This window comes from Paraprevotella clara YIT 11840 (assembly GCF_000233955.1).
GTDB classification, from domain to species: Bacteria; Bacteroidota; Bacteroidia; order Bacteroidales; family Bacteroidaceae; genus Paraprevotella; species Paraprevotella clara.
In genome coordinates this window covers 107,564-122,456 of record NZ_JH376592.1, presented here as the reverse complement: position 1 = coordinate 122,456, position 14,893 = coordinate 107,564, and the positions used below count along the sequence as shown (strand labels likewise).

Here is a 14,893-nt window from a genome sequence, read left to right as displayed (position 1 = left end):
GCTTTTTAAAAGGCGGGAAAACGAAAGTAGGAGAAAAGCTTCATCTTGCTTTCCTCCTACTTGATTGTTTGGGATAGGAACCTTGTCCGGTCCTTATTCTTTGTCCAAAAGGATTTTCATCATTTCACAGGCTGCTTTGGCTACGGAGGTTCCGGGGCCGAAGATGGCCGCTACGCCTGCTTTGTACAGGAAGTCGTAGTCTTGTGCCGGGATGACACCGCCCGCGATGACCATGATGTCCTCGCGTCCCAACCGCTTCAACTCTTCGATGACTTGCGGGATGAGGGTTTTGTGTCCGGCTGCCAGCGAACTTACGCCCATGATGTTCACGTCGTTCTCTACGGCTTGGCGTGCAGCCTCGGCCGGTGTCTGGAACAACGGTCCCATGTCGACGTCGAAACCGCAGTCGGCATAACCCGTGGCACAAACCTTGGCCCCGCGGTCGTGGCCGTCCTGTCCCATCTTGGCAATCATGATACGCGGCCGGCGGCCTTCCTGCCGGGCGAACTCTTCCGTCAACTCGCAAGCTTCTGCGAAGTCGGTGTCTGCTTTACTTTCTGATGAATACACTTGTGAAATAGTTCTGATTACGGCTTTATATCGGCCTACGATAGCCTCGCAAGCATCTGAAATCTCTCCTAACGTGGCACGTACGCTGGCTGCCTTTACGGCCAGGTCAAGCAGGTTGTGTTCGCTCTTCTTGCCTTCGTTGAACTCGCGTACGCATTCGGTGATGGCGGCCAATGCCTTTTTCACCTCTTCCTCGTTCCGTCCGGCTTTCAGTTTCTTCAGGTTTTCTTCCTGTTGCAGGCGGACGGCAGTGTTGTCCACTTCGAGGATGTCGATAGGATCTTCGTGGTCCAAACGGTATTTGTTCACACCCACGATGGTCTGTGCGCCGGAGTCGATACGGGCCTGCGTACGGGCTGCGGCCTCTTCGATACGCATCTTGGGCAGACCGGTTTCGATGGCTTTGGCCATACCGCCCAGTTTCTCGATTTCCTGAATGTGTTCCCAAGCCTTGTGGACGAGTTCGTTCGTCAGGGTTTCCACATAGTAAGAACCGGCCCACGGGTCGATGTGCTTGCACACTTGGGTTTCGTTCTGGATGTATATCTGAGTGTTACGTGCGATACGGGCCGAGAAGTCCGTCGGCAGGGCGATGGCTTCGTCCAGCGAGTTGGTATGCAACGACTGGGTGTGCCCCAAAACGGCTGCCATGGCCTCGATGCACGTACGTCCCACGTTGTTGAACGGGTCTTGTTCCGTAAGCGACCAACCGGAAGTCTGCGAGTGGGTACGCAACGCCATGGATTTCGGGTTTTTCGCGCCGAAGCCCTTCACAATCTTGGCCCACAGCAAACGTGCCGCACGCATCTTGGCAATCTCCATGAAATGGTTCATGCCGATGGCCCAGAAGAAAGACAAACGAGGCGCGAATGCATCGATGTCGATTCCGGCGTTCACTCCGGCGCGCAGGTAATCCATACCGTCGGCCAGTGTGTAGGCCAGCTCGATGTCCGCCGTGGCACCGGCTTCCTGCATGTGGTAACCGGAGATGGAGATGGAGTTGAACTTAGGCATCTTCTGTGAAGTGTATTCGAAGATGTCGGCAATAATCTTCATCGAGAAGGCGGGCGGATAAATATAGGTGTTGCGCACCATGAATTCTTTCAGGATGTCGTTCTGGATGGTTCCGGCCATTTCTTCCAACTGTGCGCCTTGTTCCAGTCCGGCGTTGATGTAGAAGGCCAGAATGGGGAGCACCGCACCGTTCATCGTCATGGAGACGGACATCTTGTTCAAGGGGATTCCCTCGAAAAGCACTTTCATGTTCTCCAATGAGCAGATCGACACGCCGGCCTTGCCCACGTCGCCTACCACACGTTCGTTGTCCGGGTCGTAGCCACGGTGTGTCGGGAGGTCGAAAGCCACGGACAAACCTTTCTGTCCGCTGGCCAGGTTGCGGCGGTAGAATGCGTTACTTTCCTCGGCGGTGGAGAATCCGGCGTACTGGCGGATGGTCCACGGGCGGAACGGGTACATCATGCTGTACGGGCCGCGCAGGAACGGAGGTATACCGGCCGCAAAGTCCAAATGCTCCATTCCTTCCAAATCTTCTTGGGTGTACACCGGCTGGATGTCGATCTGTTCGGGCGTTTTCCAGTTGGCGGTGATACCGTTTTCTTTTTGCCAGTCCTGACCGTTCTGTCGGCCGAAACCGGAGAATATGTTTATATCTTTAAAATTCTGTCTCATTTGATTCCCAATTTTGCGTTATACTCTTTCAGTGTTTGGAGTTGGTCTACACGAACGTGGATGAAGTTCTCGATGCCTGCGGCTTTCAAGTCCTCCATGCAGGCCGGAGCACCGGCCACGACGAACATGGCACGGCCGTCTACGGCTTTGAAGGCCGGGATGGCATATTCGGCGTATTCGTCATCGCTGGAGCAAAGTACCACGATGTCGGCACCTGCCTTCATGGCGGCTTCCACGCCTTCTTCCACGGTTGGGAAACCTAAATTGTCTATCACCTTGTAGCCTGCGCAAGCCAGGAAGTTGCAACTGAACTGGGCGCGTGCCTGCCGCATGGCCAAATTGCCTATGGTGAGCATGAAGGCCACCGGCTGTTTTTCGGCTTGTTCCGTCTGTAGGCGCAATGCCTCGAAATCGGCAGCCAGACGGCTTGTTTCCAGTTTGGCGAACGGCTTTTCGCAACTGTCGCCGTGGCTGTGGCAACAGCATGTGGCTGCCAACGGGGCTTTCCCTTCGCTCTTTTCGTTGAAGTTGGGGAATTGGTTCGTACCGAGCAGGAACTCCTTACGCTTGCCTGCGTTGGCATGGCGCTTGGCGTTGGTGTCGTTCACGGCCTTTTGGATGCTGCCAGCCTTGGCGGCTGCGAGGAATCCACCCTCTTCTTCCACGGCAAGGAACAGTTTCCAAGCTCCTTCTGCCAGCGAACGGGTGAGCGTTTCGATGAAATATGAACCACCGGCCACGTCTACGATTTTGTCGAAATGGCTTTCTTCCTGCAACAACAACTGCTGGTTGCGGGCGATACGTTCGGCAAAATCGGTCGGAACCTCGTATGGAGCGTCGAACGGAGTCACCACGATGGCGTCCACGTTGGCCAATGCGGCACTCATCGCCTCTGTCTGCGTGCGCAGCATGTTCACGTAGCTGTCGAACACCGTCATGTTGTAAGTGGAAGTGGTCGCATTGACATACATTTTACAAGCACAGTTGCAGGACTTATCCTCACCCGTGTTGGTGCAGTCTTCGCGCGGACAAACCGGGTTGTACTGCTTCACGATCTGGGCCCACATCATGCGTGCGGCGCGGAACTTCGCGATTTCCATGAAATAGACACCGCTGATGCCGAAGTTGAATTTGATTTTCTTGGCGGCGAGGGCTGCCGGGATACCGGCCTCCACCATCAGGTTGAGGTATTCGTTCCCCCATGCCAGGGCGTAGCCCAGTTCCTGATAGATATAGGCGCCGGCGTTGCAAAGCGTGTCGGCATTGATACAAATGCAACGCATTTTGGGGAAGGGTGCGAGAATATTGACCAGTTCCGCCAGTTTGTTCAGTAGGGCGGTCGTATCCTTACCTTTGGTCAGAATCTTCTGCATCGGGTCGAAGTCGATGCTACCTACCAATGCGGTGCGGTCATATCCTTTTTCATCGTAGTATGCCGTCAGGAGACGGGCTAATTCCACGGTATGACCTTGACACGTACTGAAATTCAGTTCCACTGCATCAGCCTTAATGCCTTCCAGCAAAGTGGAGATGAACGTGGCATTCAGTTCTTTGGCCGGAACTTTAAATCCTAATGATGTGACTCCCTTGTCCAGAAGGTCGAGTGCCTTTTCGTTCGCCTCTTTAGGGTCGGTTACTCGGATGTTTTGGCGGACATACCAACGGTTATTGTCCTTTTTGTTCCCTCTCAGGTAGGGAAATTCGCCGGGAAGCGCATCGGTCTGCGCCATGCCTTCCAAATCTTCTTTTCGGTAAAACGGCTCTGCGCTGAACCCTTCATTGGTTCTCCAGACCATTTTTTTCTGATAATCCGCACCTTTGAGGTCGACGTTGATTTTGTCGAGCCATTCTTGTCGCGTAGGTGCAATGAAGTCAGAGAAAAGCTTTTCTTTACTATCTGCCATAGCTATACTGTTAAAAAGAATTTTATCAATCGAGCAAAAGTAACAAAACTTTTGTAGAAGCACAAAAAAATAAGGTGGAAAAACTCAGTTGGTGTCCTTTTTTTGAGTACTTTTGCCGACGAATTGGAAGAATTAAAAAAATCATTTATTTATAAAATTAAAGTAAAGCGATGAATTGGTTAGAGCAATTGCTGTTTGATTCAAATTCCATTGCCCATATCGTCTTGTTGTACACGGCGGTAATTTCTTTGGGAGTCTATTTGGGAAAAATTAAATTTTTCGGCATCTCATTGGGAGTGACGTTCGTGTTGTTTGCAGGTATTCTGGCCGGACATTTCGGATTTACCGGTCCTGTCTCCACGTTGAATTTCTTGCAGGATTTCGGTTTGATACTGTTTGTGTATTGTATCGGCTTGCAGGTGGGGCCGGGGTTCTTCGAGTCCTTTAAGAAAGGTGGTGTGACGTTGAATCTGTTGGCTTGTGGTATCGTGGCACTGAACATCCTGGTGATGTTGGTGCTGTATTATTGTGTGTTCGACACGAACGATCCACGCAACTTGCCGATGATGGTGGGTGTGCTTTGCGGTGCGGTGACGAATACACCGGGGTTAGGTGCCGCGACGGAAGCTCTGACCCAAGTGTTTGCCAACGCTCAGGCTGTTCCTCAGATAGCTTCGGGATATGCTTGCGCCTATCCCCTCGGAGTGGTGGGTATTATTGCTGCAACCATTTCTATTCGTTATATCTGCGGAATTGTGTTGAAAGATGAAGAGGATCGTATATTGGCGCAACAGGCGGAAAATCCGCATGCCAAACCGCACAAAATGACCTTGAAGGTCACGAACACGGCCCTGCATGAAAAGACGCTTCTGCAAGTGCGTGATTTCTTGGGACGCAATTATGTTTGTTCGCGTGCCTTGCATGAAGGTCACGTAAGTATCCCGACCAAGGATACGAAGTTTTATTTGGGCGACCACTTGTTTATTACATGTGCCGAAGACGACGCAGAAGCTGTCCGTGCTTTTATCGGACCGGAAGAATATATCGACTGGGATATGCAGGACATGCCGATGGTATCGAAGAGCATTGTGGTAACTCAACCGAAGATGAACGGCAAGACTTTCGGGCAGTTGCATTTCAGTTCTGTCTATGGGGTGAATGTGACGCGTATTTCCCGTTCCGGAATGAATCTTTTTGCCGACCGTAACTTGCGCATGCAGGTGGGCGACAAGATTGTCGTAGTTGGGCCGGAAGATGCTGTCGACCGTGTGGCGAGCCTGATGGGTAATTCCGTGAAACGTTTGGACCATCCCAATTTGGTGACGATTTTTGTCGGTATTCTGGTGGGTATCATATTCGGAAGTATTCCGTTTGCTTTCCCAGGCGTGCCCACGCCGGTGAAGCTCGGTTTGGCCGGAGGTCCGCTGATTGTGGCTATTTTGATAGGTCGTTTCGGTTATAAGTTCCGTCTGGTTACGTATGTGTCAACGAGTGCCAATTTCATGTTGCGCGAGTTCGGATTGGCATTGTTCCTGGCCAGTGTGGGGATAAAAGCCGGAGAGCATTTTGTGGATACGGTAGTAGCTGGTGACGGTCTGACGTATGTGTGGACCGGTTTCCTGATAACCGTGATACCTATATTAATAATAGGTGTGATAGCCCGGATGCGTTTCAAGTTGAACTACTTCACCATTATGGGGTTGATAGCCGGTAGCACGACCGATCCCCCGGCTTTGGCTTTTGCCAATCAGGCGTCCAGTACGGATGCTCCTGCTGTGGGCTATTCTACGGTTTATCCGTTAACGATGTTCTTGCGCATTCTGACGGCACAGTTGATCGTGCTGTTGCTTTGCGGCACATTCTGATGCCGTATGGTGTAACTATACGAATGGCGCCCGGTTTATCAAATAAACCGGGCGCCATTCGTAGGATGCGGTTGTTATAATATGCCGGATGAACTTTCCGGTCGGGGTATTTCTATCACTTCCAAGTCTTTGAAGGCCTGCCCCTCTACGGTGAAACGTACGAGCGTACGTACTTTGTGCCAGCCCATGATACCCGCAGCTCCCGGGTTGATATGCAGCAAACCCAATTTCGGGTCGAACTGAACCTTTAGGATATGAGAATGGCCACAGATAAACAAATGAGGCGGACGATTGTACAATTGTGTTCGAATGCCGGGAGCATATTTGCCGGGGTATCCTCCGATGTGTGTCATCAGCACCTCGGCATCTTCACAACGCCACCGGAGTTTTTCTCCGAACATTTTACGGATGTCCCCACCGTCGCAGTTTCCGTATACGGCTCTGAAAGGACGGAACGCAGATAATTTTTGTACCACTTCCATGGAACCGATGTCGCCGGCATGCCATATTTCGTCGCATTCTTCGAAATATTCCAGATATTTAGGATCCCAAAAACTGTGTGTGTCCGACAGTAATCCGATACGTTTCATAATTTGAGCTTCTGGGATATGAAGTTTTCAATCACGTCGATAGTAGCTTCTATACCCAAAGCAGACGAGTTGATGCAAAGGTCGTAGGATTCTGCGCTTCCCCATGTCTTGGCACTGTAATAGTTATAGTACTCAGACCGCTTCTCGTCACCTTCGATACATTTCTTTTCTGCCTCTTTTTCCGTGATGTGGAGCATCTCGCAGACGCGTTTGATTCGGTCGGGCATGTCGGCTGTGATAAAGATACTTACGGTGTTAGGGTAGTCGCGCAAAATGTAGTCGGCGCATCTTCCTACGAACACGCAAGAATCCTGTTCGGCCGCCTTGCGGATGGCGTCGCTTTGAAATTTGAAAAGCGATTCGTCACTAAGCTGGTTAGCGTATGGGTCGCTATTGCCGAAGATGGGAGCAAAAGAACTGAACAATACTTTGAGAAAGCCTTTGTGTTCATCATTACGTTCGAAGAACTTTTTGTTGAAACCGCTTTCTTTTGCAGCCAGGTCCAAAAGTTCCTTATCATAAAACTTGATGTTGAAATCTTCCGCAATGCGGTTCCCGATGATGCGTCCGCCGCTACCTAACTGGCGTCCTACATTGATAATGATATGTTTCTTCATGACGTTATACGGCTAATTTTTTAAATTTTCTGTATGCTGTAATTAACATGATTCCGGCTACTATACATGCGATGGCATCGGATATAGGCATGGCCAACCATACTCCTTTTACACCCCAGAACTGAGGCAATGTCAGAAGCAGGGGGATGAGGAACAGCAGTTGCCGTGTCAGGGACAGGAAAATGCTCTTGCTCGCTTGTCCTATGCTCTGGAAGAAGTTGGTCGTAACCATTTGCATGCCGATTAAAGGATAGAATATGACTACGATACGCATTCCTCTCACGGCAATGTCGGTCAGTTCTTCGTCGGTCGTAAAAGCACGGACGCACAATTCGGGAAGCAACTCCCCGATGAGAAAACCGGTCGTGGTAATCAACGTACCCCAAAGCAGGGTATAGCGCAGCACTTTGAGTACACGATGGTAGTCCTGCGAACCGTAATTGTATCCGGCGATGGGCTGCATGCCTTGGTTCAATCCTATGACAATCATGATGAAGATGAACAAGACGCGGTTGACGATACCATACGCACCGATGGCCAGGTCGCCGCCGTACTGTCCCAGTCCGCGGTTAATGAGGATTACGACAAGACAAGCGCAACTGTTCATCAGGAAGGGAGACATGCCGATGGCGAAAGTGTCTTTGACGATTTTCTTTTTCAGGCGGTAAATGCCGCGTTTGAACTGGATGAGCTCCTTGGGGCGGCGAAAGACGCTCACCTGCCACAACAAAGAGACGATCTGTGCCAGAATCGTGGCCGTAGCGGCACCGCGTATGCCCATGTTCATTCCGTAGATGAAAATAGGATTGAGAATGGTGTTTCCCACCACAGCCATGATGGTAGCATTCATGGCCAGTTGAGGATGCCCCGTAGAACGCAGGATGGCGTTGAAAGTGAAGAAACTGTGCGTGACGACGTTACCCAGCAAAATAATTTCCATGTACTCCCTGGCGTAGGGGAGTGTGGCGGGGCTGGCACCGAAAAAGCTCAGAATCGGATCGAGAAAGACCAGCGCCACAATGCTGAACAAGACACCCAGAATCAGGGTCAGGGTGACCACGTTGCCGAAGATGTCTTGTGCGGCTTTGTAATCCTGTTGTCCCAATCGTACGGATATTAAAGTGGATGCCCCGATTCCGACCATGGCCCCGAATGCGGCGGACAAGTTCATGAAAGGGAACGTGAGTGCCAGGCCGGAGATGGCCAAAGGTCCCACGCCGTGACCGATAAAGATACTATCCACCATGTTGTAGAGCGACGATGCCGTCATGGCGACGATGGCCGGGAAAGCATATTGTTTAAGTAGCTTGCTGACGGGAAGAGTTCCTAAATCTAATGGTGAAGTGGGATTCGACATATTAAGTTAATTTAAGTAAGACAAAGGTACGAAAAAAGCCCGTAAGGTCGGTAATCTTTTTTCGACTAATTTTTTCCGCATAAAAGGCTTGATGGAAATTCTTTTTTAGTACCTTTGTTGCAGCATGGCAATACTCAACCGCCAAAGTGAGGCGGACAGGTAGCAGATAGTATTTCTTAAATCATATTAAGTATCATGAGTAATCAGTTAGAGAGAATCAAGGAATTAGTGGAGCTCCGTGCCAAAGCGCGCATGGGAGGAGGCGAGAAGGCCATAGAAAAACAACATGCGAGAGGTAAATATACGGCTCGCGAGCGTATCGACATGTTGCTGGATGAAGGCAGTTTCGAGGAAATGGACATGTTCAAGCTTCATCGTTGCACCAACTTCGGCATGGAGAAGAAACAATATTTGGGAGACGGGGTAGTGACCGGAAGCGGCACTATCGACGGGCGTCTGGTTTATGTATTTGCCCAGGACTTCACGGTGAACGGAGGCTCTTTGTCTGAGACCATGGCCGAGAAAATCTGTAAGGTGATGGATCAGGCCATGAAAATGGGTGCGCCTTGTATCGGTATCAATGATTCGGGCGGCGCACGTATCCAGGAAGGTATCAACGCTTTGGGCGGCTATGCCAATATCTTCCAGCGTAATATCGAGGCATCCGGTGTGATTCCTCAGATTTCCGGCATTTTCGGTCCGTGTGCAGGCGGAGCGGTATATTCTCCGGCACTGACCGATTTCATCCTGATGATGGAGAACACCTCTTATATGTTCCTCACCGGGCCGAAGGTAGTCAAGACAGTGACGGGCGAGGATGTGTCGCAAGAAGATTTGGGCGGCGCGAGCGTGCACGCCACGAAATCCGGTGTGACGCACTTCACGGCCGAAACGGAAGAAGAGGCCATGCAAATGATTCGTACCCTCATCAGTTATATTCCCCAGAATAATATGGAAGAGGCTCCCCGTCTGGAATGTACCGACCCGATTAACCGTCTGGAGGATTTTCTCAATGAAATCATTCCGGACAATCCGAATCAAGCGTACGATATGTACGAAGTCATCGGGGCGATAGTGGACAACGGCGAGTTTTTTGAGGTGCAGCCCGATTATGCCAAGAATATCATCGTGGGCTTTGCCCGCTTCAACGGGCAGAGCGTGGGCGTGGTGGCCAACCAACCGAAGTGCTATGCCGGTGTGCTCGACTGCAATGCCAGCCGTAAGGGGGCGCGTTTCGTGCGTTTCTGCGATGCTTTCAATATCCCGTTGGTGACTTTGGTAGACGTGCCGGGCTTCCTGCCGGGTACGGGGCAGGAGTATAACGCTGTGATATTGCACGGGGCGAAGTTGTTGTATGCCTACGGAGAAGCCACCGTGCCTAAGGTGACGGTGACCCTGCGTAAGAGCTATGGCGGCTCCCATATCGTGATGAGTTGTAAGCAACTGCGCGGAGATATCAATTACGCATGGCCGTCGGCGGAAATCGCGGTGATGGGAGCTTCCGGGGCCGTGGCCGTATTGTACGCCAAGGATGCCAAGGAAGCCGAAGACCCGAAAGCCTTTCTGGAAGAGAAGGAAGCCGAGTATAACAAACTTTTCACTAATCCTTACCAGGCAGCCAAGTACGGTTACATCGACGATGTGATAGAGCCGCGCAACACACGTTTCCGTGTCATTCGCGCGTTGGCCCAGTTGCAGACCAAGAAATTATTGAACCCCGTGAAGAAGCATGGGAATATTCCATTGTAATCCGATAATATAAAAATGATGTTACACAGAAGATTTTTAGGAATCCTTGTTGGTTTGACGGCTGTGGTCGCTGCTTTCGGGCAGGGCGCCTTCAGTTTCAAAATCAATGAAGTGGTAGTCTCCAATACGGACGGTCTCATAGATGAGTACGGCGAACGTACGGGATGGATTGAGATTGCCAATACTTCATGGGGAACCAACAATCTCCGTAGTTGTTACCTGACTACGAATCGTGAGGCTTTGAACAAAGGACTTTCCGTGCCGGAACGCGTCAAGTTGATGTCGTTGATACCGAAAGGTGACGAACGGACGAACTTGACCGCCCAGCAGCGCATCGTGTTCTTCGCCGACGGACAAACCAACCTGGGCACATTGCACACGAACTTCACCTTGAAGGAAGGCGAGGAAAACTTCATCGCCTTGTTTGACGGAAACGGTAAGACGTTGCTCGATTCCATCACCGTACCGCCTTTGGCCGAAAACCAGTCTTACGCCCGGGTATATGATTCCGAGAGCGAGACCTACGTATGGGTAGTGCTCGATGCGAACGAAGTGACTCCGGGAGCTCCGAACGTGGGGCAGGGAAAGGTACAGGATAAGGTGGCGGAATTCAAAGAGAAAGACCCCTACGGCGTGGCCATGTCTATCATGGCGATGGGAGTCGTGTTCGGTTGTCTGCTTGCCCTTTATGTCTTTTTCCGTTTGTTCGGTTACATGGTGGCCTTATTCTCCAAGATGGCTCGCGTGAGAGCCATCCGTGCGCTCCACGACCAGGCGGACAAAGCCGCTGTCATGGCCAAGCAGGGACTGGAGACTAAGGGCGTGGACATGAAAGTGTATATGGCCGTCATAGCCATGGCGCTCCGTGATTATGAAGAAGACGTGCATGACGTGGAAAGCAATGTGCTGACCTATCACACCGAGGAGCACTCGGAATGGAATGCGAAAGGATACACCATGCGCGAGTGGCCGGAGTAAAATCATTTGTTTAAGTCTAATCAATAAAAAGAATCATCATGAAAGAATATAAATATAAGGTAAAGGGAGCCGAATATACGGTGAAGATAAACGATGTGGAAGGCAATATGGCCAAAGTGGAAGTGAACGGGATTCCGTTTGAAGTGGAGATGGAACGTCCGATGCACCTGACGCATAAACCGGTGATACGTCCGGTAGCCCATGTGCACCACGGTCCGGTCACTCCGGCTGCCGCTCCGGTTGCGCAACCCGAAGTCCCGGCAGGCAACGGTACTGCCGTCCGTGCTCCTCTGCCCGGTACGGTGAATGCTGTGGCGGTCACTGTGGGACAAGCTGTCAAGAAAGGACAGACCGTAGTGGTGCTCGAAGCCATGAAAATGGAAAACAATATCAACGCCGAGTGCGACGGTACGGTGACAGCCGTGCATGTAAACAAGGGAGACTCGGTGCGTGAAGGTGCAATGTTGGTAACAATCGGTTAGGACTATGGAAGTATTTGATTTCATTGGAACAAAATTGTCCGACTTCCTCACTTATACGGGATTTGCGAATGCCGAGATGGGGAATTGGATTATGATTCTGGTCGGTGCGTTCTTCTTATGGCTGGCCATCAAGAAGGATTTCGAGCCTTTGCTTTTGATTCCTATCGGTTTGGGTATTATTTTAGGAAATATTCCTTTTAAAGCCGTAGGGCTGGAAGTCGGGCTTTACGAGGATAATTCCGTGTTGAATTTCTTCTATCAGGGTGTGAAAGCCGGGTGGTACCCACCTTTGGTCTTCCTCGGTATCGGTGCCATGACGGATTTCTCGGCGCTGATAGCCAACCCGAAGCTTTTGCTGGTCGGTGCTGCCGCCCAATTCGGTATTTTCGGGGCTTATATGATAGCCTTGGCCTTGGGATTCGAGCCTAACCAGGCGGCGGGCATCGCCATCATCGGAGGAGCCGACGGGCCTACGGCCATCTTCTTGTCTTCCAAACTCTCGCCGAACCTGATGGGGGCCATTGCCGTGTGCGCCTATTCCTACATGGCTTTGGTGCCGGTCATTCAGCCGCCCTTGATGCGCTTGCTCACCACGAAAAAAGAGCGCGTGATACGCATGAAACCCGCCCGTCAGGTGTCGCAGACCGAAAAAATCATCTTCCCCATCGTCGGTCTGTTGCTGACCACGTTTATCGTGCCTTCAGGCTTGCCGTTGTTGGGTATGCTGTTTTTCGGTAATTTGCTGAAAGAAAGTACGAAGACCACCCGTCTGGCCAAGACGGCCGGTAGTGCGTTGAACGATGTGATCGTGATGTTGCTCGGCCTTACGGTGGGATGTTCCACGCAGGCCAGTGAGTTCCTGACGTTCGATACCATCAAGATTTTCTTCCTCGGTGCGTTGGCTTTTATCATCGCCACAGCTTCCGGCGTGTTGTTCGTCAAGTTCTTCAACCTGTTCTTGCCGAAACACAAGAAAATCAATCCGCTTATCGGTAATGCGGGCGTATCCGCCGTACCGATGGCTGCCCGTATTTCGCAAAATTTAGGATTGGAATACGATTCCAAGAATTACCTGTTGATGCATGCCATGGGGCCGAACGTGGCCGGTGTGATAGGCTCGGCCGTGGCTGCCGGTGTGCTGTTGGGCTTCTTGAGCTAACTTGGGCACGAGCCGTCAGACGATACGAAAGGCCGCTTTCCTCCAAGGGAAAGCGGCCTTTCGTATATAGAACCCCGTACCATTTTTTTAGCAAATACAAAAGAAAGATATGTTTTTTGTATGGAATCATAGTGTAGATACATTTTTTTTCGTATGTTTGCAATATGAGAAAGGAGCTTGGCAAATGGTTGATGGATATAGCCAAATATTTGGTTACGGCTGTACTTTTATCCTCTATTATTACGGATATGGGTAATTCGTGGATTCTTTATTTGTCGGTCTCTTTTTCTGTGGTGGTGACTTTGAGCGTAGGGCTTTGGCTTGTACGGGATAAAAAGAAAGGAAGTGAGTTATGGGTGCAATTATTATGAGTGCATTGGTATCTGTAATAGCCATTGTCGGTGGTGTTTATTTTTGGATTCAGGACAAGAAAGAGATGCGGAAGGGAATGTGACAGTCAGCCCTTTGACGTAGCTGTTCTCTTGAATTATATTTACGGGTAACCTTTTTGTGCCGTTTTTCTGCTTATGGGACGTAAGTGCTAATAAATGAAAGACTTATAAATCCTATTTGTTCCTCTTTTTATCTTCCGCAGATTTGAAAATCAATCTCAAGAGATTGATTTTTCGTTTGGCTGAGATTGATTTTCCGTTCTCTGCAGAATGATTCGGCTTCCTCCGGAGGTGTAAAAAATCCTCACAGCACATCGGAAGACGCAGAAATAATTCTTGGTTTTTCCTTTACTTTATTTTTTTCTTCGTACTTTTGTGTAAAAGGACTTTCACGCTAACAGATATGGAACATGAAAGAAAGAAGGTATTGGTCGGCATGTCGGGTGGCATCGACAGTTCGGCGGTGTGCCTGATGTTGTTGGACGAAGGCTACGAAGTGGTGGGCGTGACGATGCGCGTGTGGGATCTGCCGCGCCAGTTTGCCGATACGGGACAAGAGTATCCCGATTTCATACAAGATGCCCGGGCTTTGGCCGCCCGTTTGGGCATCGCCCATTATGTAGCCGACGAGCGGACGGCCTTTAAGGACATCGTGGTCCGTAATTTTGTGGATGAATATCTTGCCGGGCGTACGCCGAATCCCTGTGTGATGTGCAATCCCGCGTTCAAGTTCCGCGTGTTGGCAGAGTGGGCGGATAAGTTGGGTTGCGATTATATCGCCACGGGACACTATGTGAGGGTGAAGGAAGAAGGCGGCCGTTACGGATTGTATTGCGGTGTGGACGGGAAGAAAGACCAGTCCTATTTCCTTTGGCGACTGGGGCAGGACGTGTTGTCGCGCTGTATTTTCCCTTTGGGTGCACTGCGGAAGGAAGACGTGCGGGGCTATCTGGCACGGAAGGGATTTGAGATGAAAGCCCGCGGCGGAGAGTCGATGGAGGTCTGTTTCATAGACAAGGATTACCGTGAGTTTCTGCGGGAACAAGTGCCCGACTTGGATCGGCGCGTGGGCGAAGGCAAGTTTGTCGACGTACAGGGGCGCGTCATCGGTACACACTGCGGTTTTCCGTATTTCACGGTGGGGCAGCGTAAGGGGTTGGGCATTGCCTTGGGCAAGCCGGCCTACGTGTTGAGGCTGAATGCCCGGAAGAATACGGTGATGTTGGGCGATGCGGAAAATCTTGAGGCGTGTGCCATGTTGGTTTGCGGGGGGCGCATCTCGTCCGAGGCCGATTGGGCCGACGGGCAGCTTTCCGTGCGCATCCGTTATCGCAGCCGTCCGATACCGTGCAGTGTACGCCAAGTGAAAAACCGGTTTCCGGAAGAAGGAGGCGGCGAGAATTTGTGGTTGGTGCGTTTCAAGGAGAAGGCTTCGGCTGTGACACCCGGCCAGTCGGCCGTGTTCTACGTCGGTGACAAGATGGCAGGCGGTGCCTACATCGGTTCGCAACGGGGGCTGCAAGCTTATTTGGAAGACTGAG

12 protein-coding genes are annotated in these 14,893 nt (G+C 51.0%); 7 read left to right on the top strand and 5 right to left on the bottom strand.

Annotated elements, in window-relative coordinates; genetic code table 11:
* Positions 1–93 precede the first annotated feature (93 nt).
* Positions 94–2,259 (bottom strand): methylmalonyl-CoA mutase, encoded by a 2,166-nt coding sequence (scpA, locus tag HMPREF9441_RS04745; protein WP_008618602.1) that lies wholly within the window; start codon positions 2,257–2,259, stop codon positions 94–96.
* Positions 2,256–4,163, bottom strand: a complete 1,908-nt coding sequence (gene mutA, locus HMPREF9441_RS04740; RefSeq protein WP_008618601.1) for a methylmalonyl-CoA mutase small subunit — start codon at positions 4,161–4,163, stop codon at positions 2,256–2,258. Before mutA ends, scpA begins: the two co-directional genes overlap by 4 nt.
* Before the next feature lie 170 nt (positions 4,164–4,333).
* Between mutA and HMPREF9441_RS04735 the strand changes: the two genes are divergently transcribed.
* On the top strand, positions 4,334–6,028 hold the full coding sequence (locus tag HMPREF9441_RS04735) for a putative transporter (protein ID WP_008618600.1): 1,695 nt from the start codon (positions 4,334–4,336) through the stop codon (positions 6,026–6,028).
* 74 nt (positions 6,029–6,102) lie between these two features.
* On the opposite strand, the gene HMPREF9441_RS04730 is transcribed toward HMPREF9441_RS04735, so the two are convergent.
* From HMPREF9441_RS04730 to HMPREF9441_RS04720, 3 genes are read right to left on the bottom strand one after another with little or no spacing between them, the layout of a single operon-like run.
* Positions 6,103–6,618 carry a metallophosphoesterase family protein gene (locus tag HMPREF9441_RS04730; RefSeq protein ID WP_008618599.1) on the bottom strand — a complete coding sequence of 172 codons (516 nt, stop codon included), beginning with the start codon at positions 6,616–6,618 and terminating at the stop codon, positions 6,103–6,105.
* Positions 6,615–7,235 carry a cytidylate kinase-like family protein gene (locus tag HMPREF9441_RS04725; protein ID WP_008618597.1) on the bottom strand — a complete coding sequence of 207 codons (621 nt, stop codon included), beginning with the start codon at positions 7,233–7,235 and terminating at the stop codon, positions 6,615–6,617. Before HMPREF9441_RS04725 ends, HMPREF9441_RS04730 begins: the two co-directional genes overlap by 4 nt.
* Positions 7,236–7,239: 4 nt before the next feature.
* Positions 7,240–8,592 carry an MATE family efflux transporter gene (locus HMPREF9441_RS04720; RefSeq protein WP_008618596.1) on the bottom strand — a complete coding sequence of 451 codons (1,353 nt, stop codon included), beginning with the start codon at positions 8,590–8,592 and terminating at the stop codon, positions 7,240–7,242.
* A 195-nt stretch (positions 8,593–8,787) separates the two neighbouring features.
* Between HMPREF9441_RS04720 and HMPREF9441_RS04715 the strand changes: the two genes are divergently transcribed.
* The 6 genes from HMPREF9441_RS04715 (at position 8,788) to mnmA (ending at position 14,892) form a co-directional block, all read left to right on the top strand.
* A complete protein-coding gene (locus tag HMPREF9441_RS04715; protein ID WP_008618584.1) occupies positions 8,788–10,341 on the top strand; it encodes an acyl-CoA carboxylase subunit beta in 1,554 nt (517 codons plus the stop codon).
* Between the two features lie 18 nt (positions 10,342–10,359).
* Positions 10,360–11,319 (top strand): OadG family protein, encoded by a 960-nt coding sequence (locus tag HMPREF9441_RS04710; protein ID WP_244949617.1) that lies wholly within the window; start codon positions 10,360–10,362, stop codon positions 11,317–11,319.
* 38 nt (positions 11,320–11,357) lie between these two features.
* Positions 11,358–11,801: a biotin/lipoyl-containing protein gene (locus HMPREF9441_RS04705; protein ID WP_008618579.1), complete on the top strand. Its 444-nt coding sequence runs from the start codon at positions 11,358–11,360 to the stop codon at positions 11,799–11,801.
* A gap of 4 nt (positions 11,802–11,805) precedes the next feature.
* On the top strand, positions 11,806–12,960 hold the full coding sequence (locus tag HMPREF9441_RS04700) for a sodium ion-translocating decarboxylase subunit beta (RefSeq protein ID WP_008618577.1): 1,155 nt from the start codon (positions 11,806–11,808) through the stop codon (positions 12,958–12,960).
* Positions 12,961–13,124: 164 nt separating this feature from the next.
* Positions 13,125–13,331, top strand: a complete 207-nt coding sequence (locus tag HMPREF9441_RS04695) for a DUF6722 family protein (RefSeq protein ID WP_008618573.1) — start codon at positions 13,125–13,127, stop codon at positions 13,329–13,331.
* A gap of 424 nt (positions 13,332–13,755) precedes the next feature.
* The gene (mnmA, locus tag HMPREF9441_RS04690) at positions 13,756–14,892 is read left to right on the top strand and encodes a tRNA 2-thiouridine(34) synthase MnmA (protein WP_008618569.1); all 1,137 of its coding nucleotides are present in this window, start codon (positions 13,756–13,758) and stop codon (positions 14,890–14,892) included.
* The last annotated feature ends 1 nt before the right edge of the window (position 14,893 follow it).